Origin of the sequence: Flavimobilis soli (genome assembly GCF_002564025.1) — a bacterium.
Lineage (GTDB): Bacteria > Actinomycetota > Actinomycetes > Actinomycetales > Cellulomonadaceae > Flavimobilis > Flavimobilis soli.
The window spans coordinates 1,451,324-1,472,887 of sequence record NZ_PDJH01000001.1; the positions used below are offsets into that span (position 1 = coordinate 1,451,324).

Here is a 21,564-nt window from a genome sequence, read left to right on the forward strand (position 1 = left end):
CGGAACGGCGCCGGTTTCGTGAACTAGCCCCCGGTCCGCTATCCTGAGCGAGGCCGTTTTCGAGGTGACCACCTCGGGGGCAGTCGCACGACCTCGGGGTGTGGCGCAGCTTGGTAGCGCGCTTCGTTCGGGACGAAGAGGTCGCAGGTTCAAATCCTGTCACCCCGACCAGCCGAGAGGCCCTCCGCTCAACGAGCGGGGGGCCTCTTGCTTTGCCCGGTGCACGCCCAGGCCATGGGACCTTGGTGCGCTCAGCGGTTTGAGCAATTGCTAAAATACTCAACCGAGGAGGTCTCATGCCCACGTCCGACGCGACCGCGCCGCTCTATGCCATCAAGGCCGAGCTGTTCAAGTGCTTGGCCCACCCCACCCGCATCCAGTGCCTCGAGGTGCTGAGCGCCGCGCTCGACCACCGCGCGACGGTCGCCACCCTGCTCGCCGTCACCGGCGTCGACGCGTCGCCCCTCTCTCAGCACCTCGCGTCCCTCAAGAGCGCGGGGATCGTCTCGTCGTCGCGCGAGGGCAACGCCGTGACGTACGAGCTGACGGAACCGCTCGTCGCGGAGCTGCTCGTCGTCGCGCGCGCCATGCTGCGCAACCGCCTCGACCGCAACGCCTCGCAGCTCGCCGCCGCGGACGACCTCCCCGCCCTTCCCCACCAGCCCCGCACCACCGGCCCGGACGAACGATGACCGACTACCTGCGCTCGATGCGCGACCTCCTCCCCTCGCGCGACGACCTCGACCTGCGGCCCGCGACGTTCCGCGCCGACCTCCTCGCCGGCATCACGGTCGGTGTCGTCGCGCTGCCGCTCGCGCTCGCGTTCGGTGTCAGCTCGGGCGTCGGGCCCGCCGCGGGCCTCGTCACCGCGGTCGTCGCGGGGATCGTCGCCGCGGTGTTCGGCGGCTCCCGGGTCCAGGTGTCCGGGCCGACGGGCGCGATGGCCGTCGTCCTTGCGCCTCTCGTCGCCGCGCACGGCGCGGCCTCCGTGCCGATCGTCGCCGTCCTCGCGGGCGCGATCGTCCTCGTCGCCGGGGGCGCGCGCCTCGGCCGCGCGGTCGCGTTCATCCCCTGGCCCGTCGTCGAGGGCTTCACGCTCGGCATCGCCGCGATCATCTTCCTGCAGCAGGTGCCCGCAGCGGTCGACGTCGACGCGCCCGTGGGCGGCAACCCGCTCGTCACCGCGGTGCGCGCGGTGAGCGACGCCGGGTCTGCGGTCGCGTGGAGCCTCGGCGGGGTCGCGGTCGTCGCGGCGATCATGCTGCTCCTCCCTCGCGTCGCCCCCGGTCTACCGGCGTCGCTCGTCGCGGTCGTCGTCGTCACCGTCGCCGCTGAGCTGCTCGACGCCCCGCTCGCACGCATCGGGGCGCTGCCCGACGGGCTCCCGGCGCCGTCCGCCCCCGACCTGTCGCTGGGGCTGCTGCGCGACCTCGCCGGACCGGCCCTCGCCGTCGCGGCGCTCGCCGCGATCGAGTCGCTGCTCTCGGCGCGCGTCGCCTCGGCGATGCCGAGCGACCTGCCCGACGACGCACGTCGCTACGACCCGGACCGCGAGCTGGTCGGCCAGGGCCTCGCGTCGCTCGCCTCGGGCCTGTTCGGCGGCATGCCCGCGACCGGCGCGATCGCCCGCACCGCCGTGAACGTACGAGCAGGAGCGCGCACCCGCACGGCCGCCGTCGTGCACGGGCTCGTCATTCTTGGGGTCATCTACCTCGCGACCGGGCCGGTCGCGCGCATCCCGCTGAGCGCGCTCGCCGGGGTCCTCATGGTCACGGCGGTACGCATGGTCAACGTGCCCGCCTCCCGCGCGGTCCTGACGACGACGCGCGGCAGCGCACTCGTGCTGGTGGTGACCGCCGCAGTGACGATCGCCGTCGACCTGATCGACGCCGTGCAGGTCGGCCTGGTCGTCGCCGCGTTCCTGACCCTGCGGAGCGTCGCGAAGGCGTCCTCCGTCGACCGCGAGCCGCTCCCAGGACCTGCACAGCCGGGGGACGAGCACATCGCCCTGTTCCGGTTCGACGGCGCCCTGTTCTTCGGCGCCGCCGAGCGCATCGCCGAGAAGGTGCGCTCGGACCATGACGCGCACGTCGTGGTGCTGCGGCTCTCGCAGCTGCGGATGATCGACGCGACGGGCGCCAACGCGCTCGCCGAGCTCGTCGCGGACCTCGAACGCTCGGGTGTCACGGTGCTGGTGAAGGGCATCCAGCCGCGGCACCTGCAGATGCTGACCCGGGTGGGTGTGCTCGACAACCTCCGCCACGAGGAGCACCTGTTCGAGTCCCTCGACCTCGCCGTCGCGCACGCCCGCAGCCATGTCGCACGCGAGGGCTCAGCGCGCTAGGACAGCGCGCCGAGCCCTCGCCACGGGACGGGCCCGGACTACTTCACAGTGATGGACGACAGCTTCGTCGTCTTGCCCTTCTTCACGGTGATGACCTTCGACTTCTTGAGCGTCTTGCCCTTGTAGTAGGCGTCCCGGTAGCCGCCGGTGGTGAACCGGTCCCCCTGGTGCGTGAGGTCCCGAACGATGACGCGGTAGCGTCCCGGTGCGATCTCGCCCATCACGAAGCGCCCCGAGTCGTCGGCGCGGCGCTCGTACCGAGCCTTGGTGCCGACGCCCTTGAGGATCACCGTGCCGGGGTAGCCCTTGCCGCCAGCCCTGACCTTCCCCGACACCTGGCCGCCCGCGGGGCGGACGGCGACCGTCGTCGTGCGTCCGGCCTGGACCTTGACCTTGCGGACGTACTCACGATCGGCCGCTGCCAGACGCAGCGTGTAGGTTCCCGTGGGCACGTCGGCGAACTTCCACCCGTCGGCACGCGCGACACGCGGACCCGAAGAGCTCCACAGCTCGACGTCCAGGAAGCTCTGGTCCTTCAGGAAGCGGCCGATCACCACCTTGACGGTCCCGGCCTTCGCGGGCTTCTTGAGCGTCAGGCTCGTCGTCGCCTTCTCCCCGGCACCGACGGTGACCTTGACCGACTGCCGGGTCGCCGGGACGTAGACCTCGTACGTGCCGGCGGCGAGGTAGCGGAAGACGGCGTCGCGCGACCCCGGGTCGTCCCACACCTGGTTCTCGGCGATGTATGCGCCGCGGGAGTCCTTCAGGTGGACCGGGGTGGTGTGGTTGTCCTCGCCCATGACGCCGGAGAAGGAGACCTGGACGGTCGAGGTGCCAGCGCGCTGGATCGCCACCTTGCCGAGATCGAGGTTCTTGCCCTTGCGCACGGCCTTGGTCTTGATGGTGGTGGTGTAGCCGCGCCCGAACGTGAGCTCGTACGCATCCTTGCCCTTGACGCCGAGCGTGAACCGGCCGTCCGCGTCAGTCGTCCACCTCGCAGCGTCGGTGCCGATGACGGCCGTCGCGTCGACGCGCACGCCGCGCACCGGGTTGCCAGCCTTGTCGACGAGCCGGCCGCTGATTCTCGCCGCCGGGACCACCCGCACCGGCGTGATGTTCTCGACGACGTGGGCGCCGGCGGCGACGGTGACGGGCTTGGCCCTGCTCATGGAGGTCACGCCGCCGGAGTAGGAGGTCTTCGTCGCTTCCTGGCCTGCGGTCCCCTTCGCGACCTTGATGATGTACATCCCCGGGTCGACGGCGAGGGTGTACCGACCGTCGCTGTCCGTCCTGGTCGCGGCGGGCCCGTAGGCGTAGCCACCCTCGACCGCCTCGTAGGCCCTGACGCCGACGCCTGCCACCGGGTTCGAGCCGATCGCGACGCGTCCCGAGATCGTCTGTGCGGCTGCCTCGTCCTGAGTCAGCACCTGCGCGTCGACGAGGCTGGGTGTCGCGGCCTGCGCCGGCACCGCCCCTGCGACGGCCCCGGTCAGCGCCAGCGCCGCACCGACAGCCCCCGCCATGACACGTCTGATCATGAGTTTCCCCTGCTCTCTGTCTGGTTGGAAGCGGTCGGGCCCGGAGGCCCGACCGCGATCGTCACTTCATCGTGATAGTCGACAGCTTCGTCGTCTTGCCCCTCTTCACCGTGATGATCGTCGACTTCTTGAGCGTCTTGCCCTTGTAGTAGGCGTCCTTGGCTCCGCCGCGCGTGAACTTGCGGCCAGCCTCGTCGACGTCGCGGACGATCACGCGGTACCGGCCGGGCGCGATACGGCGCCCGACGAGCTCTCCAGTCTTCTCGGACACCCGGAACTCGTAACGCTTCGCCGTCCCGACGCCCTTGAGGATCACCAGGGGGGAGTGCGCTGCCGAGGGGGCCTTGACCTTGACCTTGACGGCACCGCCGAAGCGGAGCGGGAGGACCGCCGTGGTCGTCCTTCCGGCACGTACCTTCACCTTCGTGACGACGTCGCCTGACGCGCGGTGTGCGGTCACCGTGTACGTGCCGACGGGCAGGTCACGGACCGGGTGGGACTCGCTCGCGTACTGGCCGCTGATGTCCAGCCCTGCTGCGTTGCTCACGACGAAGGTCTCGACGCGCAGCCCACGGGCCGTCTTGACCACCAGGTTCCCGCGCTTCGCGGGCTTCTTGAGCTTCAAGGTCCGCTTCGCGGTCTCGCCCTTGCCGACAGTGATGACGAGGGACTGCCCGGTGGCGGGCACGACGACGCGGTAGCGGCCGGGGGCGATGTCCCGGAAGTAGGCGGTCCTCTTGGTGTCGATGTCCTGGTAGACGCTGTCGACCTTGACGTAGTCCCCACGGTTGTTCTTGAGGTAGATGTACGCAGGATCTTCCTCCCCAGAACCGACCGCTCGGAGGTTGGAGATCTTGACCTCGATGTGGGACGTGCCCCAGCTCGCCGGAGGTACGAGCTTGACCGTGCCCACGTCCGTGCGAGCCCCCGCCGCGACGCGCGGGGTCTTCAGGCTGAGGTCGTACGTGATGCCCCCGCCGACGTCGGGCGCGTCGAAGGACAGCGCGTAGCTGCCCTCGCGGGCAACCTCGATCTCGAACCGTCCGTCGGCACCGCTCGCGGCGGTCGATGCGTCGTTCGTGCGGGTGGCCCACACGGTCACGTCCGGGATCGGGTCGCCGTCTCGGCCGACGACCTTGCCGACGATCGTCGAGACCGCGCTCTCCTGCGCGGCTGCGCTGACGTGAGCAGCCTGAGCGGGTGTCAGCCCGGCTGACGCCCCCGTGAGCGCGAGCGCCCCGCTGACCACGAACACCATGACACGTCTGAACACGACAGCCCCCTGCAGCTCGACAACGTTTCGAGCAACGTACCGCGAAGGGCTGACCTGCGGCAGGGCCCGGAGGTGGCCGAGGTGTGAAGACCTCGGCCAGGCCTCCGGGACCTTCCGTGCGAGTGGCGTCAGGCGTTGCTGCCGCGGCGTGCGCGGACGTCCGCGGCGAGCTCGCGCAGGAGCGTCGCCGTCGTCTCCCAGTCGATGCACGCGTCGGTGACGGACTGGCCGTAGGTCAGGCCGCTCGGCGCGGGCTTCTGCGCACCCGCGACGATGAAGCTCTCCATCATGATCCCGGCGATGCCCGCGTTGCCTGCTGCGATCGAGGCGCCGATCTCGCGGACGACCTCGGCCTGGCGGACGTGCGACTTGCCAGAGTTGCCGTGCGACGCGTCGATCATGAGGCGCGGCTCGAGGCCCGCAGCCGTCACGACGTCGAGCGCCGCGGCGACGGACGCGTCGTCGTAGTTGGGTCCGCCGCGGCCGCCGCGGAGGATGACGTGGCAGTCAGGGTTGCCGGCCGTCGCTACGGCCGCAGCGCGGCCGGCGGAGTCGATCCCGAAGAACGTGTGCTCGGCCGCGGCGGTGATGCAGCCGTCGACGGCGATCTGGACGTCGCCGTCCGTCGCGTTCTTGAAGCCGACCGGCATGGACAGTCCGGACGCGAGCTGGCGGTGCACCTGCGACTCGGCGTTCCGGGCGCCGATCGCGCCCCACGAGACGGCGTCGGCGATGAACTGCGGGCTCGTCGGCTCGAGGAACTCGCAGGCTGCCGGCACGCCCTCGTCGAGCACGCCGAGCAGGACCTCGCGAGCGAGGCGCAGGCCGCGCTGGATGTCGTGCGTCCCGTCGAGGCCGGGGTCGTTGATGAGGCCCTTCCAGCCAACCGTCGTGCGGGGCTTCTCGAAGTACACGCGCATGACCACGCACAGGTCCTCGGCGAGCTCGGGCACGAGGGCCGCGAGGCGACGCGCGTAGTCGAGTGCCGCGTCGGCGTCGTGCACCGAGCACGGCCCGACGACGACGAGCAGCCGGTCGTCGATGCCGCTGAGCACTGCGCGGACCTCGTCGCGCGAGCGCGCCACGAGGTCGGCGTTCGCGCCGCTCAGGGGCAGGTCGGCGAGCATCTCCGCGGGGGTGGGCAGCGGTGCGAGCTCGCGGACGCGAAGGTCGCTGGTGCTGGGGGCCGCGAGAGGTGCGGTGGCGGTCATGGTCGGGCTCCGATTCCTTGGGTCTGGTCAGGTGCGGCCTGCTCAGACGGAGCCTCGGCGGCCGTCCCGCTCGCGGAGTCGGCCCGTCTGAACGACGAAGGGCCGAGACGTCTCGCGTCTCAGCCCTGTGCTGGCTCCGGGTGGATGTTGGTCAGGCAGCAGCCCGCTCGGCCCCACCAGGAGCCAGCGTAAAGCGCCAATACCAACGGTTGTTCATGTCGGGGAGGCTAGCACAGCGTCCCAGGGAGCGAACAGGCCATCTCATCGCTGGCATCGCCTCCCGTCGGCGTCAGCGGAAGACGAGGGAGCTCAAGCGCGTCGTCTTGCCCTTCTTCACGGTGATAATGCGCGAGGACCTCAGCGACGTGCCGCCGTAGTAGGCGTCCGCGTAGCCGCCGATCGTGAACTTCGTCCCCGTCCAGGAGGAGGCGTCCCTGCCGATCACCCGGTAGCGACCGGGCTCGACGTAGGCGATCCGGTAGCTGCCGTCGTCGCTCACCCTGGCCTCGTAGCGCGTGGAGGACCCGACCTTCTTCAGGATGACCTTGCCCGGGTATCCCTTCGATCCTGCCCTGAGCACGCCTTTCACGATCCCGCCGTCGGGGCTGAGGGTGACGGTCGTGGTGCGGCCGGCGCGGATCTTCGCCTTGGCGCCGAACTGGTTCGAACCAGAGCTGCCGGTCACGGTGTAGCTGCCCGGCGGGAGATCCTCGATCTGCGTGGAGTCCAGGACGCGGACGACGCGGCCCTTGGCGTCGGTCAGCTTGACCTGCCACACCTTCGTGGCGGCACCCTTCAACCTGATGCGGAGGTCACCGCCGTCGGCGGGACGCGCGACCGCGAGGCTCTTGGTCGCGGTCTTGCCCTTGCCGACGTTCACGACGACCGACTGCCCGGTCGCCGGCACCTCGATGCGGTACCGGCCTGCTGCGACGTTGGTGAACGTGTGCGAGAGCTTCTTGTCGATGTCGTCGTAGAGCGCGGTGCTGGCGACGTACTGACCACGAGCGTCCTTGAGGTGGACGTACAGCCGGTCTTCCTCGTGGCTGTACACACCCGTCGTCGTGAGCTTGATGCTCGACGAGCCGAAGCCCGCAGGATGCTTGAGCCTGACCGTCCCCAGCTTCGCGCGCTTGCCCTTGCCCACCGTGACCTTGACGGTGGTGACGAACCTCTGGCCGGTCGTGTGGGGCGGCCGGCCTTCGAACCACAGCTCGAAGGTCCCGCTGCGCTTCAACGCGATGGCGAACGCTCCGCTCTTGCCCGTGCGGTCGGTGCCGTAGCCGCCGTGGCCCACCCCTTGGGCAGTGACCTCGATCCCGCGCAGCGGCTCTCCGGCGGCGTCGACGAGCCGTCCCGAGATCGACGCAACAGGATCCTTCGCGCTCGCGACGCCAGGCGCGACACGCGCCACGTCTCGCTCTACCGCCGCGAAGCCTGCCTGAGCCGGCGCAGCGGCACCCAAGCCTGCCAACGCGACGGCTACGCCGATACCTGCAGCGATGAGCTTCCTCAGCATGATTCCCCCTGCTGTCGACGGACGAAGTCGTCCATCCTCGACCGTACCGGGACAGCGCGCTGCGAGACAGCCCCAGCGGGACGCGCTCCGGACCTGCGCCCCGTTGCTACTTGGGCCGAAAGTCCCATCCCATCCGAACCACTACATCTAGTCTACTTACACGAAGGTAAGCACAAGATGTAGTGGCTACAGGGACTGAGGCGGACAAGAGATGACCATCATCGCGGACGGCACCGAGAACGCAACGGCACACCTCGCGCCCGACGACGCGCCTCCCGCCCTGACGGTCCGCAAGCGCGACGGCCGCACCCTGCCCTTCGACTCGTCGCGCATCCGCGCCGCGATCACCAAGGCGTTCGTCGAGGTGCACGGCGAGGTCAGCCCGCTGCACGACCTGACGATCACCGACCTCGTCGAGCGCACGCTCGCCGAGCTCCGCACCCGCTACACCGGCGAGGTGCAGATCTACGAGATCCAGAACGTCGTCGAGCACACGCTGCTCTCCTCGCACGAGTACGACGTCGCGAAGGTCTACATCGACTACCGCGTGCAGCGCGACCTCGCCCGCTCCCAGTCGGTCGACGTCAACCACTCCATCGGCCAGCTCATCGGCAAGGACACGACCGTCGTCCACGAGAACGCCAACAAGGACGCCGACGTCTTCAATACGCAGCGTGACCTCACCGCCGGCGCCGTCGGCAAGGCCATCGGGCTGCGGATGCTCCCCTCGCACGTCGCCAACGCGCACACCAAGGGCGACATCCACTACCACGACCTCGACTACCACCCCTACGCGCCGATGACGAACTGCTGCCTCATCGACTTCCGCGCGATGCTCTCCGAGGGTTTCCGCATCGGCAACGCGCAGGTCTCCCCGCCGCGCTCCATCCAGACGGCGACCGCCCAGATCACGCAGATCATCGCGAACGTCTCCTCGAGCCAGTACGGCGGCTGCTCCGTCAACCGCATCGACGAGCTCCTCGCTCCGTACGCGGAGCGCAACTTCGACAAGCACCTGGCCGACGCCGAGCGCTGGATCGAGGACGCCTCCCGCCGCGACGAGTACGCCCGCGAGAAGACCCGCAAGGACATCTACGACTCGATGCAGTCGCTCGAGTACGAGATCAACACCCTGTTCACGTCCAACGGGCAGACGCCGTTCACGTCCGTCGGCTTCGGCCTCGGCACGAGCTGGTTCGCCCGCGAGATCCAGCGCGCGATCCTCGAGGTGCGCATCCTCGGGCTCGGCAAGGAGCGCCGTACGGCGATCTTCCCGAAGCTCATCTTCACGCTGCGCCGCGGCGTGAACCTCGATCCGGGCGACCCGAGCTACGACATCAAGCAGCTCGCCGTCGAGTGCGCGACGAAGCGCATGTACCCGGACGTCCTCAGCTACGACAAGATCGTCGAGCTCACCGGCTCGTTCAAGGTCCCGATGGGCTGCCGTTCCTTCCTGCAGGGCTGGCGCGACGCCGAGGGGCGCGACGTCGTCGAGGGCCGCATGAACCTCGGCGTCGTGACGCTCAACGTGCCGCGCATCGCGCTCGAGACGCGCGGGGACCTCGACGCGTTCTGGGCGCTGCTCGAGCAGCGCCTCGACATCGTCCACGACGCGCTCGTCTACCGGGTCGAACGGTGCAAGGAGGCGGTGCCCGCGAACGCGCCGATCCTGTACCGCCACGGCGCGTTCGGTCAGCGTCTCGCCCCGGACGACGACGTCGACCAGCTCTTCCGCGGCGGCCGCGCGACCGTGTCGCTCGGCTACATCGGCCTCTACGAGGCCGCCGCCGCGTTCTTCGGAGGCGACTGGGAATCCGATCCCGAGGCAAAGGAGTTCACGCTCAAGGTCCTGCGCACGCTCGCCGACCACGCGAAGGCCTGGACCGCCGAGCACGGCTACCAGTTCTCCGTCTACGCGACGCCGAGCGAGAGCCTCACCGACCGCTTCGCGCGGCTCGACCGCAAGAAGTTCGGCGATGTCGCCGACATCACCGACAAGGGCTACTACACGAACTCGTTCCACTACGACGTCCGCAAGAACCCGACGCCGTTCGAGAAGCTCGACTTCGAGAAGGTCTACGCACCGCTCACGTCGGGCGGGTTCATCCACTACTGCGAGTACCCCGTGCTGCAGCAGAACCCCAAGGCCCTCGAGGCCGTGTGGGACTACGCGTACGACCGCGTCGGCTATCTCGGCACGAACACGCCGATCGACCATTGCCTCGAGTGCGACTTCCACGGCGACTTCACCCCGACGGCGCGCGGCTTCGCGTGCCCGCAGTGCGGCAACGACGACCCACGCACGTGCGACGTCGTCAAGCGCACCTGCGGCTACCTCGGCAACCCGCAGCAGCGGCCCATGGTGCGCGGCCGGCACATCGAGATCTCCTCGCGCGTCAAGCACATGGCGGGCAGCACGGGCTCGCTTCCCGATGGCGCGTGAGCCGCTCCCGGACTGGAGGTCCGACCGCCTCAGCCAGGGGCGCGTCGCTGACTACAAGCCGTTCGTCATGGTCGACGGCGAGGGCGTGCGCTGCTCGCTGTACGTGAGCGGCTGCCCGTTCGCGTGCGAGGGCTGCTTCAACGAGGCGGCGTGGTCGTTCCGGTACGGGCAGGTGTTCGACGACGCGCTCGCCGACCGCATCGCCGCGGACCTCGCGCACGAGGCCGTGCAGGGCCTGACCCTGCTCGGCGGCGAGCCGTTCCTCAACACGGGCGTGTGCCTCGCCGTCGTGCGGCGGCTGCGTGCGGCGCACGGCCGCGCGAAGGACGTGTGGGCGTGGAGCGGCTACACGTTCGAGGAGCTGTGCGCATGGGCCGACGCCGGTCACGACGACAAGGCTGAGCTCCTCGCCGAGGTGGACGTGCTCGTCGACGGCAGGTTCGACGTCGCGCAGCGCGACCTCACGCTCGCCTTCCGCGGGTCGCGCAACCAGCGCGTCCTCGACGCGCGCGCGTCGCTCGCGGCGGGCCGCGCGGTCGCGTGGGACGGGCTGCGGGACGCGACGGCGACGTTCGAGCAGGTAGACCGCCGCTCGCTCGTCTAGGCCCAGCGAGGGAGCGACGCGCGACCCTGCTGCCCACAGGGCCCCCGGAGCTCGTGGGCAACCACATCGCTCGATCGCGCCGAGCTCCCGTGCCTGCCGGCTCCGTACGGTCGCGTCCATGCGACGTCCACCTGCTTCCCGATCCGCGCTCGCCTCCGCGGTCGCCGCCGTCCTCACGATCCTCGCCGCCGGGGCCTGCACCCCGCCCCCGACCGCAAGCCCCGACACGTCCCGCACGACGTCTCTCCCCGGCGTCGACGAGCTGCTCGCCCGTCCCACAGAGGCGCCTAGGCCGTCCGAAGCTCCAACCGCCCCGCCGCCCGCCGAGGCCTCCGAGGGCACCGCACCCGACGCCCAGCCCGGCTCCGAGGCGGTTGCCGGGACCGCGACGCTCCCGTTGCCGCCCGAGGCGTTCAACCCCGACATCGCCGGGACGCTCCCGGTGGTCCAGCACTTCCTCGACGCCTGGCGCCTGGCCTACCTCGAGGGCGACACAGAGCCGCTCCGGGACATCTCGGCCGACGACTGTGCGTACTGCATCGAGATCGCCACCCTCGCGGAGCTCTACACCGCCGACGGCGCCACCGGCTCCGGCGGCGACATCCACGCCACGTCGGTCAGGCGAGCGGGCCGTGCTGACACCGACGCGCAGGGCTGGCGGATGGACCTGGTCGTGGACACGGTCGCGTACGACAGCCCCGACGGGGTCAACATGATGATGGCCGGGTTCTCCGACCACGTGTTCCTCGGGCTCGTCTGGCAGGACGAACGATGGCTCGTCTCCGAGGTCACGTCGTCCGGAGCATCGGGAGCGCAGCAGGGCCCGTGAGGCGGGCCTCCTCGGCGGTCCCGCCGGAGCACCCCGGCCTTGTCCTCTCGCGCTGCGCGCGCGTCGTGCTGATGATGGGGTGATGGACCTCGAGGATCATCTGCACGAGTATCTGAAAGTCCGTCGCTCGAACCTGCTGGCCAAGCTGGACGGGCTCTCCGAGCACGACGCCCGCCGCCCGATGACGCCGAGGGGCACCAACCTCGCCGGGATCGTCAAGCATGTCGCGGGCGTCGAGGTCGGGTACTTCGGCGAGGTGTTCGGGCGTCCCTTCCCCCGCCCGCTGCCCTGGTTCGACGACGACGATGCGGAACCCGACGCCGACTTCTGGCTGCCCGAGGATCAGACGGTTGCCGACGTCGTCGAGCTGCACCACGCGTACGCGGCGCACAGCGACGCGACGATCGAGGCGCTGCCGCTCGACGCTCCTGGGATCGTGCCGTGGTGGGAGCCGGAGCGGCGGGAGGTGACGCTCGGCCGGGTGCTCGTGCACGTGCTCGCGGAGACCGCGCGGCACGCGGGCCACGCAGACATCGTCCGCGAGCTGATCGACGGTGCCGCCGGGATGGGCCCCGGGGACGTGAACCTCACCCGGCGCACACCGCAGGAGTGGGCAGCCCACCGCGCGCGGATCGAGGCGGCAGCCCGGGCCTCGACCAGGGGCGGCGAGCGCTGAGGTCCCGAGCTCTTGGAACACCCCGCGCCCTGCGACGGTTACACCGTCCATGCCTGTCACCCTCTCGATCCTCGACCTTGCCCCGATCGCCCCCGGCGAGACGGCGTCCGACAGCTTCGCAGCCTCCGTCGCTCTCGCCCAGCAGGCCGAGAAGAGCGGCTACGAGCGCGTCTGGTACGCCGAGCACCACAACATGCCGACGATCGCGTCGAGCGCCACGTCCGTGCTCATCGCTCACGTCGCCTCGCAGACGTCGACCATCCGTCTCGGTGCCGGCGGGATCATGCTGCCCAACCACTCGCCCCTCGTCATCGCGGAGCAGTTCGGCACCCTCGAGGCCCTGCACCCGGGCCGCATCGACCTCGGACTCGGTCGCGCTCCTGGCGGCGACCACTCCACGTTCCGCGCGCTGCGCCGTGACCCCGCCGCGTCCGACCGCTTCCCGCAGGACGTCGTCGAGCTCCAGGCGTACCTCGCCGGACACTCCCGCGTCCCGGGCGTCAGCGCCACCCCCGGCGCCGGGTCCCACGTGCCGCTCTACATCCTCGGCTCGTCCCTCTTCGGGGCGCACCTCGCCGCGACTCTCGGCCTGCCGTACGCGTTCGCCTCGCACTTCGCCCCGGGGGCCCTGCTCGACGCCGTCGCGACCTACCGGCGTGAGTTCCAGCCGTCCGACCAGCTCGCGGAGCCGTACGTCATCGCCGGCGTCAACGCGATCGCGTCCGACGACCACGACGACGCACTCGAGCAGCTCACCCAGGTCAAGCGTGCGCGCGTGCTCATGCTCCTGCGCCAGAGCGGGCAGGTCCCTCTCGACCGCACGTTCACCGACGACGAGCTCGACATGCTGCTCGACTCGCCGGTCGGTGCCCAGGTCGCGTCCATGACCCACTACACGGGCGTGGGCACCGGCGCCGAGGTCTCCGAGTACATCTCCGCCTTCGCGGAGCGGGCGGGCGCCGACGAGGTGATCGTCGCCCACTCGTCGATCGCCGTCGACGCGCGCCTCAGGTCCGTCGAGCTGCTCGCCGCCGCACACCGCTGAGCGGGACGGCGCTCCTCCGGGAGCGCGCGGCGGCGCCGGATCCGACAGATCGCCCGGCTGCACACCTGACGCGTGCAGGCGAGCGATGCGTCGAAGCCGAGGGCAGACCCGGAACGACAGATCGCCCGGGCGCACACCTCACGTGTGCACCCGGGCGATCTGTGAGGACCGGCGAGGGGGTCAGCCCGTGAACGCGGCGCGCACCTCGTCGAGACGCTCCGCGACGACCTCAGCGACCTGCACCGCGTTGAGCGCGGCGCCCTTACGGAGGTTGTCGTTGCTGATGAACAGCGCGAGCCCACGCCCGCCGGGGACCGACTGGTCCACCCGGATGCGCCCCACGAACGACGGGTCGGCGCCGGCCGCCTGCAGCGGGTTCGGCACATCGGTCACCTCGACACCCGGCGCCCCGGACAGCAGCTCCGTGGCGCGCTCGGGCGACAGCGGCTCGCTGAACTCGGCGTTGACGACGAGCGAGTGCCCCGAGAACACCGGGACGCGGACACACGTTCCGGCGACCGCGAGCTCGGGCAGACCGAGGATCTTCCGGGACTCGTTGCGGAGCTTCTGCTCCTCGTCCGTCTCGAGCGAGCCGTCGTCGACGATCGATCCAGCGATGGCGACGACGTTGAACGCGATGTTGCGCACGTACTTGTTCGGCTCCGGCAGCGTGACTGCGGACCCGTCCGTGACAAGCGCCTCGAGCGGGACGTCGCCGGCGACAGCGGCGCGCACCTGGTCGGCGAGCTCGGTCGCCCCGGCCAGGCCAGAGCCGGAGACGGCCTGGTAGGTCGACACGATGAGGCGCTCGAGGCCAGCCTCGTCGGCGAGCGGCTTGAGGACCGGCATGGCGGCCATCGTCGTGCAGTTCGGGTTCGCGATGATGCCCTTGCGCGCCTCGACGACGGTCTCGGGGTTCACCTCGGACACGACGAGCGGCACGTCCGGGTCGAGGCGCCACGCGGACGAGTTGTCGATGACGACGGCGCCGGCCGCCGCGAAGCGGGGCGCGTGCTCCTTCGACGTCCCGCCACCGGCGGAGAAGATCGCGATGTCGATCCCCGAGAGGTCAGCGGTCGCCACGTCCTCGACGACGACGTCCTGCCCCTTCCAGGGCAGCACCTTGCCGGCAGAGCGCGCGGACGCGAAGTAGCGGATCGTCCCGACCGGGAAGCCGCGCTCGTCGAGCAGACGGCGCATGACCGCGCCGACCTGCCCGGTCGCGCCGACGACGGCGACGGTGAGGTTCTCAGCCATGGGTCAGCGCCCCGTTCCTGCGTAGACGACCGCTTCCGTCTCGCCGTCGAGCCCGAAGGCCGTGTGGACGGCGCGCACCGCGTCGTCGAGGGAGTCCTCGCGGGTGACGACCGAGATGCGGATCTCCGAGGTGGAGATCATCTCGATGTTGATGCCGGCGTCGCGCAGCGCGCCGAACAGCTTCGCGGAGACGCCTGGGCTGGACTTCATGCCCGCACCGACGAGGGAGAGCTTGCCGACCTGGTCGTCGAACTGGAGCGAGTCGTACTTGAGCTCGTCCTGCGCAGCCTTGAGCGCCGCGAGCGTGCCGGGAACGTCGCCCTCGGGCAGCGTGAACGAGATGTCGGTCAGGCCGGTCTGGGCGGCCGACACGTTCTGGACGATCATGTCGATGTTCGCGCCGGCGGTCGCGACGACCTCGAAGATGCGCGCTGCGGTGCCGGGGACGTCGGGCACGCCGACGACGGTGATCTTGGCCTCGGACCGGTCGTGGGCCACGCCGGTGATGATCGGGTCTTCCATCGGGAGCTCCTCGCCGTTCTCGGCGGTCAGGGGTCGGTTGGTCACGAGGGTGCCCTCCTTGCCGGAGAAGGAGGACCGCACGTGGATCGGGACGTCGTAGCGACGCCCGTACTCGACGCAGCGCAGGTGCAGGATCTTCGCGCCGCTCGCCGCCATCTCGAGCATCTCCTCGTAGGTGAGGCGCTCGACCTTGCGGGCGGCGGGGACGATCCGCGGGTCTGCGGTGAACACGCCGTCGACGTCGGAGTAGATCTCGCAGACGTCGGCGCCGAGGCCTGCCGCGAGGGCGACGGCCGTCGTGTCGGAGCCGCCGCGGCCGAGGGTCGTGACGTCGTTCGTGTCGCGCGTGACGCCCTGGAAGCCGGCGACGATCGCGACCGCGCCCTTCTCGATCGTCTCGCGGACTCGCGACGGGACGACGTCGACGATGTGCGCCTTGCCGTGCACGGCGTCGGTGATGACGCCGGCCTGCTGGCCCGTGAACGACTTCGCCTTGATGCCGAGGTTGTTGATCGCCATCGCGAGCAGCGACATCGAGATGCGCTCGCCTGCCGTCAGGAGGATGTCGAGCTCTCGCTGCGGGGGCGCTGGTGTGACCTGCTGGGCGAGATCGAGGAGCTCGTCCGTCGTGTCTCCCATGGCCGAGACCACGACGACCACGTCGTTCCCGGCTCTCTTGGACTCGGCGATCCGCTTCGCCACCCTCTTGATGCTCTCCGCATCCGAGACTGACGAGCCGCCGTACTTCTGCACGATGAGTGCCATACGTTGCTCTTTTCCGTCACTGGTCCCGTCGATCTAAACGTCCACCAGGTGTTGTGTGAGTCGTGGCGATCATAGCCACGCGGCGTCGCGGGCTGCGACGGCCCTTCGGCATGCGGACGCGACGACGCCGCGGCCTCCTTCGGCGGGAGGACGCGGCGTCGCGTGGTCAGCGTGCGTGGATCAGTTCTTCTGCTGCTTGGCGATGTGGTCCTGAGCGGAGTCCACGGCCTTGTCGACGTGACCGTCGATGTTGTCGGGAGTCTTGCTCTTGATGAAGTCGCCCGCCTTCTCGAGGCCGTCGGAGACCTTGTCCCCGTGCTGCTCGAGGGCGTCCTTCGCCTTGCCGACCAAGTCACCGAGTCCCATGCGTGTCTCCTTTCCTCGAGCGCGCCGACGCAGCCCGTCCGCGCATCCGTTGCTCACGCTAGACCCCGCTCGACGGCGTCGCCAGGGTGTGCACGTCCCGTCTCGGCGTGGCCGTGGTCACGTAGTGATGACCTGCCAGCCGAGGCGGACGATGAGCGCGCCGACGACGAGCACGAACACGATCCGGACGAACCTCGAGCCCTTGGTGACGGCCATGCGCGCGCCGATGTAGCCGCCGACAAGGTTGGCGGCGCCGACCGTGAGCCCGAGCCCCCACAGCACGGCGCCGTACGGGACGAAGAAGATGAGGGCGCCCGCGTTGGTCGCGAAGTTGACGATCTTGGCGAGCGCCGACGCGGGGAGGAAGGCGTAGCCGAGCACGCTCACGAGGCTGATGACCAGGAAGGTACCGGTGCCGGGGCCGAGCAGCCCGTCGTAGGCGCCGATGACGAGCCCGAGGCCTGCGGCGGTCCAGCGGTGGGTGGCCGTTCCCTCCCAGCGCAGCTCGGAGGTGGCCCCGAGCTGCGGCTTGAGCAGGGTGTACGCCGCGACGCCGACGAGCACGACGAGGATGATCGGCGTGAACAGCTCGGCGGGGATGCGCGAGGCCAGCGCCGCTCCGCCGACCGCCCCACCGAGGGCCGCGAGAGCCATGGGCAGCGCGGTGCGCAGGTCGGGGCCGACGCGCCGGTAGTAGGTGATCGCCGAGACGGACGTGCCCATGATCCCGGCGAGCTTGTTGGTCGCGAGCGCCTGGACGGGGCTGATGCCGGGGACGAGCAGGAGCGCAGGGAGCTGGACGAGCCCGCCGCCACCGACGACGGCGTCGATCCAGCCGGCGGTGAACCCGGCGAGGACGAGCAGCAGGATCGTGGTGCCGGGGATGTCCATGCGTCAGGCCGCGCGGGTCAGCGCGCGGCGTCGGCCGGGTCCTCGACCCCGGCCTGGAGAGCCTCGTACTCGGCCTCGGCGGCGACGTCGTCGTCCACGTCGAGGCGCAGGTGCGCGAGGATCATCTGCAGCACGCGCGCGGCCGAGGCGGCGCGCTCGGCCCAGCTCGAGAGCGCGGAGAACTGCCACCACCACAGGGCTTCGACGACGTGGCCGGCCTCGTGGTGGGCGAGCCCCTGCAGGAGGGCCGCGGCGATGTCGGCGATGTCGTCGGAGACGCTCGCGTCGCCGGTCTCGCCACCCAGGACGGGGTCGACGACCTCGGGGTAGGCGTCGAGGCCGTCGAGGACGCGGGCGAGCGCGACGCGGAGCGGCTCGACGTCGGTGTCGGGGCCGGAGTCGGGCTCGAAGCGCTCGTCGGGGACGACGTCGACCATCGCGCCGAGGCGTGCGCCCGCCGCGAGGATGTCGGTCGTCGCGAGGAGCAGCAGCGGGATCGCTGCCTCGGGTGCGGCGCCGGAGGCGACCTGGGTGCTCGTCTCGAGGAAGCGGCTGGCCTGGGTGGCGAAGGCGTCGGCGACCTCCGCGAGGCTCGTCGGGTTGGTCGCGGTTGCGGCCGTGTGCTCAGCCATGAACGACTCTCCGTCCTTCGAACGCCCGGCCGAGGGTGACCTCGTCGGCGTACTCCAAGTCTCCCCCGACGGGCAGGCCGGAGGCGAGCCTCGTGACGCGCAGCCCCATGGGGACGAGGAGGCGGGAGAGGTAGGTGGCGGTCGCCTCCCCCTCGACGTTGGGGTCCATGGCGAGGATGACCTCGGCGACGGTGCCGTCGGCCAGGCGCGTCAGGAGCTCCTTGATGCGCAGGTTGTCGGGACCGATGTTGTCGATCGGGTTGATGGCCCCGCCGAGCACGTGGTACGTCCCGCGGAACTCGCGGGTGCGCTCGATCGCGACGACGTCCTTGGGCTCTTCGACGACGCAGATGACGGTCGTGGAGCGGCGGGGGTCGCGGCACACCTGGCAGCGGTCCTCCTCGGCGACGTTGCCGCACACCTCGCAGAAGCGGACCTTGTTCTTGACCTCGGTGAGCGCGTCGACGAGACGGTGCACGTCCTCCGTGTCGGCTGCGAGCAGGTGGAACGCGATGCGCTGCGCGCTCTTGGGCCCGACGCCGGGGAGACGGCCGAGCTCGTCGATCAGGTCTTGGACTGCGCCTTCGTACACGTCTCGAGCCTAGTTCCTCGCGGAGGAGCCGGGCGTCACGCCTGGCCCTCGACGATCTCGGTGATGACCTTGGCGCCGAGAAGCTGCGCCACGAGCGGGACACCCATGAGGGTGGTCTCGGAGAAGTCGACGGAGTCCTCCGCGTACGGGGGCTCATCGTCGTAGTCCGCGGGGACCTCCGCGACCGGGATGTCGTCGACGGGCGCGGCGGGCGAGGCCGGTCGCGTGTTCCCGTGCGCGCCTGCCTGCCGTGCGGCGAGCGCGGCCTTGGCGGCCTGCGCGCCGGTGAGGTGCTGGCCGGGCAGGTCGCCGGTCGGGACGGGTGCGGTGTCGGGCGACGGGCCCGTCGCCGACCGGGGCATGGTCGCGGGGCTCTGCGCCGCCGCGGGTGGCGCGGCGGGCTCGCCTGCGGGCTGCGGTGCGGCCTTCGGCGCGTGCACGACGGCGGACGCAGGAGCCGGGTCCGGCTCGTACCGCCCGACGGGGACGACCTCCCAGTCGGTCACGGGGCCTGCCGGCTCCGGCGCGGGGGCAGGTGCAGGGGCGGGAGCAGGAGCAACCGGGCCGGACGCCGCCGGGGCGGACGTCGCCGGCGCAGGCGCCGTCGGGGCGGACGTCGCCGGGGCAGGCGCCGTCGGGGCGGACGCGACCAGGCGAGACGCCGCCGGGGCGGGCTCCGGAGCCGCGATCGGCGCAGGCGCCAGCGCGCGGTCGCGAGCAGGCGCGTCCTCGGGAGCCGGCGCGGAGGCGGGAGCAGGCGCGGGCTCCTCGACGGGCGCGACGACCGTGACGTTCGAGTCGACGACCGTCGCGGCCGACGGCGCCGCCGGCCGCGGCCGGGGCTCCGGCACGAACGGGTCTGTGGGTCCGTGGCCCGGGTCGGGCTCCTCAGCCGGGGCGCCTGCGGACTCGCGCGCGGTCGGCCGCCCCTCGTCGATGCCACCCTCGACCTTGACCTCGAAGCCGAGGGTCTCATGGACGGCCTGCTGCACGAGCTGGGCGTGCGGGCCGTTGCGGAAGGTCGTCGCGAGGCCGGCGGAGCCGAACGTGAGGCGCAAGGTCGTCGAGGTGAGCTCGGCGACCTGGGCGTTGTCCTTCACGAGGACCCACGTGGCGCGCTTGAGGTTCGACAGCGTCTCGAGCACCTCCGGCCAGCGGCGGCGGAGCATCTCGGAGTCCTGCGCCGCAGCGGCGTCCGGGGCGGGAGCGGGCGCCGTGGCGGGCTCGTCGGCGGGAGCGACGGCTGACGCCGCGGCCGCCGCCGGGGACGAGGCCAGCGCAGGCTCGGGTTCGGGCGCGAAGTCAGCGGCCGGCGTCACCGGGGCCGTCGGCTCCGGAGCCTCGGGTGCGGGCTCAGGTGCAGGCGCGACGGCGGGGGTCGCCGTCACCGATGCCTCCGGCTCCGGTGCCTCGGGAGCGGACGCAGCCTGCGGCCGCGCACCCTGCTGGGGGTTGTCGCCGTCGTGCGGAGGCTCGATGTCCCACGGCGGGAGGTCGTCGTCGACGGGCGCCGGGCGCGCGGCAGCCTCGGGCGAAGGCGTGCTCGCGACGGGCGCCGCAGGTGCCGAGGCGGAGACCGTGGGCCCGCTCGGGACGACACTCGACGCGGGCGCTTCGGGCTGGGCAGCGGGCGCCGGGAAGTCCGGGACGCCAGCGGCAGGCGCTGCGCCGGCGGGTGCGTCAGCAGGCCGGCCGGTCGCCGCCGGCGCGCGGCCGGTCGCGGCCGCGAGGGCCTGACGAGCTGCCGCAGCACCACGACCCGTCGCCGCCGGGGCGGCAGGCGCCGACGTCGACGCCGAGTCGAGAGCCGTCGGCGCGACCGAGGGCGCCACAGCGGCCTCCGCGCCGTCCGCCGGGCGCGCAACGGGCGAAGCGCCGAGGCCGCGCTCGAGACGGTCGAGACGCGCGGCCACACCGACCATCGCGTCGTCGGCCGCTGGCAGCAGGAGGCGCGCGCACAGCAGCTCGAGGTGCAGGCGCGGTGACGTGGCACCGCTCATCTCCGTGAGCGCCGCGTTCGTCAGGTCGGCGGCGCGGGACAGCTCGGAGATGCCCAGGTTCGTCGCCTGGAGGCGCATGCGCTCCATCTGGTCCGTGGGCAGCCCGCGCAGCACCGACTCCGCGCTCTCGCCGCTCACGGAGATCACGATGAGGTCGCGCAGGCGCTCGAGCAGGTCCTCGACGAAGCGCCGCGGCTCGTGGCCCGAGTCGATGACGCGGTCGATCACGCGGAAGATGCTCGCGCCGTCGCGCGCCGCGAGACCGTCGACCACGTCGTCGAGCAGCGTCGCGTGCGTGTAGCCGAGCAGCGCGACCGCGAGCTCGTAGTCGACCGTGCCGCCGTCAGAACCGGCGATGAGCTGGTCCATGACCGAGAGCGTGTCTCGCGCGGAGCCGCCACCGGCGCGCACGACGAGCGGCATGACGCCCGCACCGACCTGGACGCCCTCCTGCTGGCACAGCGCCTCGACGTAGGGCGCGAGCACGTCCGGCGGGATCAGGCGGAACGGGTAGTGGTGCGTGCGCGAGCGGATCGTACCGATGACCTTGTCCGGTTCCGTCGTCGCGAAGATGAACTTCAGGTACTCCGGCGGCTCCTCGACGATCTTCAGCAGGGCGTTGAAGCCCTGCGGCGTGACCATGTGCGCCTCGTCGAGGATGAAGATCTTGAAGCGGTCGCGCGACGGCGAGAAGGTAGCGCGCTCGCGCAGCTCGCGGGCATCGTCAACGCCACCATGGCTCGCGGCGTCGATCTCGACGACGTCGAGGCTGCCCGGGCCGCCCGTCGCCAGGTCGACGCACGAGGGGCACGTGCCGCACGGGGTGTCGCGCGGCGTCTTCGCGGTGTTCTCGTGGCAGTTGAGGATGCGCGCGAGGATGCGCGCCGACGTCGTCTTGCCGCAACCGCGAGGGCCCGAGAAGAGGTACGCGTGGTTGACGCGGTTCGAGCGCAGCGCCTGCATCAGAGGCCCGGTGACGTGCTCCTGCCCGATGACGTCGGCGAAGGAGTCCGGGCGGTATCGGCGGTACAGGGCTGTGCTCACGGAGCAACCCTAG

General features: G+C 71.2%; 18 protein-coding genes and 1 tRNA gene. 8 read left to right on the plus strand and 11 right to left on the minus strand.

The features are described 5' to 3' along the window. The first annotated feature begins 94 nt into the window (after window positions 1-94). The 3 genes from ATL41_RS06630 (at window position 95) to ATL41_RS06640 (ending at window position 2,344) form a co-directional block, all read left to right on the plus strand. Window positions 95-171: transfer RNA gene (locus ATL41_RS06630), tRNA-Pro, on the plus strand. 125 nt (window positions 172-296) lie between these two features. Beyond that, window positions 297-692, plus strand: coding sequence for an ArsR/SmtB family transcription factor (locus ATL41_RS06635; protein ID WP_098457772.1), 396 nt, complete (start codon window positions 297-299; stop codon window positions 690-692). Beyond that, window positions 689-2,344: a SulP family inorganic anion transporter gene (locus tag ATL41_RS06640; RefSeq protein WP_098457773.1), complete on the plus strand. Its 1,656-nt coding sequence runs from the start codon at window positions 689-691 to the stop codon at window positions 2,342-2,344. The genes ATL41_RS06635 and ATL41_RS06640 overlap by 4 nt, the downstream gene beginning before the upstream one ends. A 38-nt stretch (window positions 2,345-2,382) precedes the next feature. Here the strand turns inward: ATL41_RS06640 and ATL41_RS06645 are convergent, their stop codons facing one another. The 4 genes from ATL41_RS06645 to ATL41_RS06660 all read right to left on the minus strand — a co-directional run bounded on the left by ATL41_RS06645 (window position 2,383) and on the right by ATL41_RS06660 (window position 7,780). Beyond that, window positions 2,383-3,882, minus strand: a complete 1,500-nt coding sequence (locus ATL41_RS06645) for a carboxypeptidase-like regulatory domain-containing protein (protein WP_098457774.1) — start codon at window positions 3,880-3,882, stop codon at window positions 2,383-2,385. 61 nt (window positions 3,883-3,943) lie between these two features. Beyond that, window positions 3,944-5,140 (minus strand): carboxypeptidase-like regulatory domain-containing protein, encoded by a 1,197-nt coding sequence (locus ATL41_RS06650; protein ID WP_098457775.1) that lies wholly within the window; start codon window positions 5,138-5,140, stop codon window positions 3,944-3,946. Between the two features lie 143 nt (window positions 5,141-5,283). Next, entirely contained in the window at window positions 5,284-6,366 is a 1,083-nt protein-coding gene (locus ATL41_RS06655) for a 3-deoxy-7-phosphoheptulonate synthase (RefSeq protein ID WP_098457776.1), read from the minus strand. A 289-nt stretch (window positions 6,367-6,655) separates the two neighbouring features. After that, window positions 6,656-7,780 carry a carboxypeptidase-like regulatory domain-containing protein gene (locus ATL41_RS06660; RefSeq protein ID WP_098457777.1) on the minus strand — a complete coding sequence of 375 codons (1,125 nt, stop codon included), beginning with the start codon at window positions 7,778-7,780 and terminating at the stop codon, window positions 6,656-6,658. Between the two features lie 316 nt (window positions 7,781-8,096). On the opposite strand from ATL41_RS06660, the gene nrdD reads away from it, so the two are divergent. The 5 genes from nrdD to ATL41_RS06685 all read left to right on the plus strand — a co-directional run bounded on the left by nrdD (window position 8,097) and on the right by ATL41_RS06685 (window position 13,482). Further along, window positions 8,097-10,328 carry an anaerobic ribonucleoside-triphosphate reductase gene (gene nrdD / locus ATL41_RS06665; RefSeq protein WP_098457778.1) on the plus strand — a complete coding sequence of 744 codons (2,232 nt, stop codon included), beginning with the start codon at window positions 8,097-8,099 and terminating at the stop codon, window positions 10,326-10,328. After that, on the plus strand, window positions 10,318-10,932 hold the full coding sequence (nrdG, locus tag ATL41_RS06670; protein ID WP_098457779.1) for an anaerobic ribonucleoside-triphosphate reductase activating protein: 615 nt from the start codon (window positions 10,318-10,320) through the stop codon (window positions 10,930-10,932). Before nrdD ends, nrdG begins: the two co-directional genes overlap by 11 nt. Window positions 10,933-11,050: 118 nt before the next feature. Beyond that, the gene (locus tag ATL41_RS06675; RefSeq protein ID WP_098457780.1) at window positions 11,051-11,761 is read left to right on the plus strand and encodes a DUF6318 family protein; all 711 of its coding nucleotides are present in this window, start codon (window positions 11,051-11,053) and stop codon (window positions 11,759-11,761) included. 82 nt (window positions 11,762-11,843) lie between these two features. Then, window positions 11,844-12,437 carry a DinB family protein gene (locus ATL41_RS06680; protein WP_098457781.1) on the plus strand — a complete coding sequence of 198 codons (594 nt, stop codon included), beginning with the start codon at window positions 11,844-11,846 and terminating at the stop codon, window positions 12,435-12,437. Between the two features lie 49 nt (window positions 12,438-12,486). Then, window positions 12,487-13,482, plus strand: coding sequence for an LLM class flavin-dependent oxidoreductase (locus tag ATL41_RS06685; protein ID WP_098457782.1), 996 nt, complete (start codon window positions 12,487-12,489; stop codon window positions 13,480-13,482). Window positions 13,483-13,662: 180 nt separating this feature from the next. Here ATL41_RS06685 and ATL41_RS06690 read toward each other — a convergent pair whose 3' ends face one another. The 7 genes from ATL41_RS06690 to ATL41_RS06720 all read right to left on the minus strand — a co-directional run bounded on the left by ATL41_RS06690 (window position 13,663) and on the right by ATL41_RS06720 (window position 21,551). Beyond that, window positions 13,663-14,739, minus strand: a complete 1,077-nt coding sequence (locus ATL41_RS06690) for an aspartate-semialdehyde dehydrogenase (RefSeq protein ID WP_098457783.1) — start codon at window positions 14,737-14,739, stop codon at window positions 13,663-13,665. Window positions 14,740-14,742: 3 nt separating this feature from the next. Then, a complete protein-coding gene (locus tag ATL41_RS06695) occupies window positions 14,743-16,026 on the minus strand; it encodes an aspartate kinase (protein WP_098457784.1) in 1,284 nt (427 codons plus the stop codon). 180 nt (window positions 16,027-16,206) lie between these two features. Next, window positions 16,207-16,392 carry an antitoxin gene (locus ATL41_RS06700; RefSeq protein WP_098457785.1) on the minus strand — a complete coding sequence of 62 codons (186 nt, stop codon included), beginning with the start codon at window positions 16,390-16,392 and terminating at the stop codon, window positions 16,207-16,209. Between the two features lie 117 nt (window positions 16,393-16,509). Continuing rightward, window positions 16,510-17,283 (minus strand): sulfite exporter TauE/SafE family protein, encoded by a 774-nt coding sequence (locus tag ATL41_RS06705; protein ID WP_098457786.1) that lies wholly within the window; start codon window positions 17,281-17,283, stop codon window positions 16,510-16,512. 17 nt (window positions 17,284-17,300) lie between these two features. Beyond that, entirely contained in the window at window positions 17,301-17,915 is a 615-nt protein-coding gene (locus tag ATL41_RS06710) for a DUF5063 domain-containing protein (RefSeq protein ID WP_098457787.1), read from the minus strand. Next, a complete protein-coding gene (recR, locus tag ATL41_RS06715) occupies window positions 17,908-18,507 on the minus strand; it encodes a recombination mediator RecR (protein WP_098457788.1) in 600 nt (199 codons plus the stop codon). The genes ATL41_RS06710 and recR overlap by 8 nt, the downstream gene beginning before the upstream one ends. 35 nt (window positions 18,508-18,542) lie before the next feature. Continuing rightward, window positions 18,543-21,551: a DNA polymerase III subunit gamma and tau gene (locus tag ATL41_RS06720; protein WP_098457789.1), complete on the minus strand. Its 3,009-nt coding sequence runs from the start codon at window positions 21,549-21,551 to the stop codon at window positions 18,543-18,545. Window positions 21,552-21,564: the final 13 nt, after the last annotated feature.

What these genes read in the sequence shown, in the direction of transcription:
- ATL41_RS06640 (WP_098457773.1), top strand. Translation starts at nt 689, where the DNA reads ATGACCGACTACCTGCGCTCGATGCGCGACCTCCTCCCCTCGCGCGAC.
- nrdG (WP_098457779.1), top strand. Translation starts at nt 10,318, where the DNA reads ATGGCGCGTGAGCCGCTCCCGGACTGGAGGTCCGACCGCCTCAGCCAG.
- ATL41_RS06650 (WP_098457775.1), bottom strand. Translation starts at nt 5,140, where the DNA reads ATGGTGTTCGTGGTCAGCGGGGCGCTCGCGCTCACGGGGGCGTCAGCC.
- ATL41_RS06700 (WP_098457785.1), bottom strand. Translation starts at nt 16,392, where the DNA reads ATGGGACTCGGTGACTTGGTCGGCAAGGCGAAGGACGCCCTCGAGCAG.
- ATL41_RS06685 (WP_098457782.1), top strand. Translation starts at nt 12,487, where the DNA reads ATGCCTGTCACCCTCTCGATCCTCGACCTTGCCCCGATCGCCCCCGGC.
- ATL41_RS06675 (WP_098457780.1), top strand. Translation starts at nt 11,051, where the DNA reads ATGCGACGTCCACCTGCTTCCCGATCCGCGCTCGCCTCCGCGGTCGCC.
- ATL41_RS06710 (WP_098457787.1), bottom strand. Translation starts at nt 17,915, where the DNA reads ATGGCTGAGCACACGGCCGCAACCGCGACCAACCCGACGAGCCTCGCG.
- ATL41_RS06690 (WP_098457783.1), bottom strand. Translation starts at nt 14,739, where the DNA reads ATGGCTGAGAACCTCACCGTCGCCGTCGTCGGCGCGACCGGGCAGGTC.
- ATL41_RS06695 (WP_098457784.1), bottom strand. Translation starts at nt 16,026, where the DNA reads ATGGCACTCATCGTGCAGAAGTACGGCGGCTCGTCAGTCTCGGATGCG.
- nrdD (WP_098457778.1), top strand. Translation starts at nt 8,097, where the DNA reads ATGACCATCATCGCGGACGGCACCGAGAACGCAACGGCACACCTCGCG.
- ATL41_RS06680 (WP_098457781.1), top strand. Translation starts at nt 11,844, where the DNA reads ATGGACCTCGAGGATCATCTGCACGAGTATCTGAAAGTCCGTCGCTCG.
- ATL41_RS06645 (WP_098457774.1), bottom strand. Translation starts at nt 3,882, where the DNA reads ATGATCAGACGTGTCATGGCGGGGGCTGTCGGTGCGGCGCTGGCGCTG.
- ATL41_RS06635 (WP_098457772.1), top strand. Translation starts at nt 297, where the DNA reads ATGCCCACGTCCGACGCGACCGCGCCGCTCTATGCCATCAAGGCCGAG.
- ATL41_RS06705 (WP_098457786.1), bottom strand. Translation starts at nt 17,283, where the DNA reads ATGGACATCCCCGGCACCACGATCCTGCTGCTCGTCCTCGCCGGGTTC.
- ATL41_RS06655 (WP_098457776.1), bottom strand. Translation starts at nt 6,366, where the DNA reads ATGACCGCCACCGCACCTCTCGCGGCCCCCAGCACCAGCGACCTTCGC.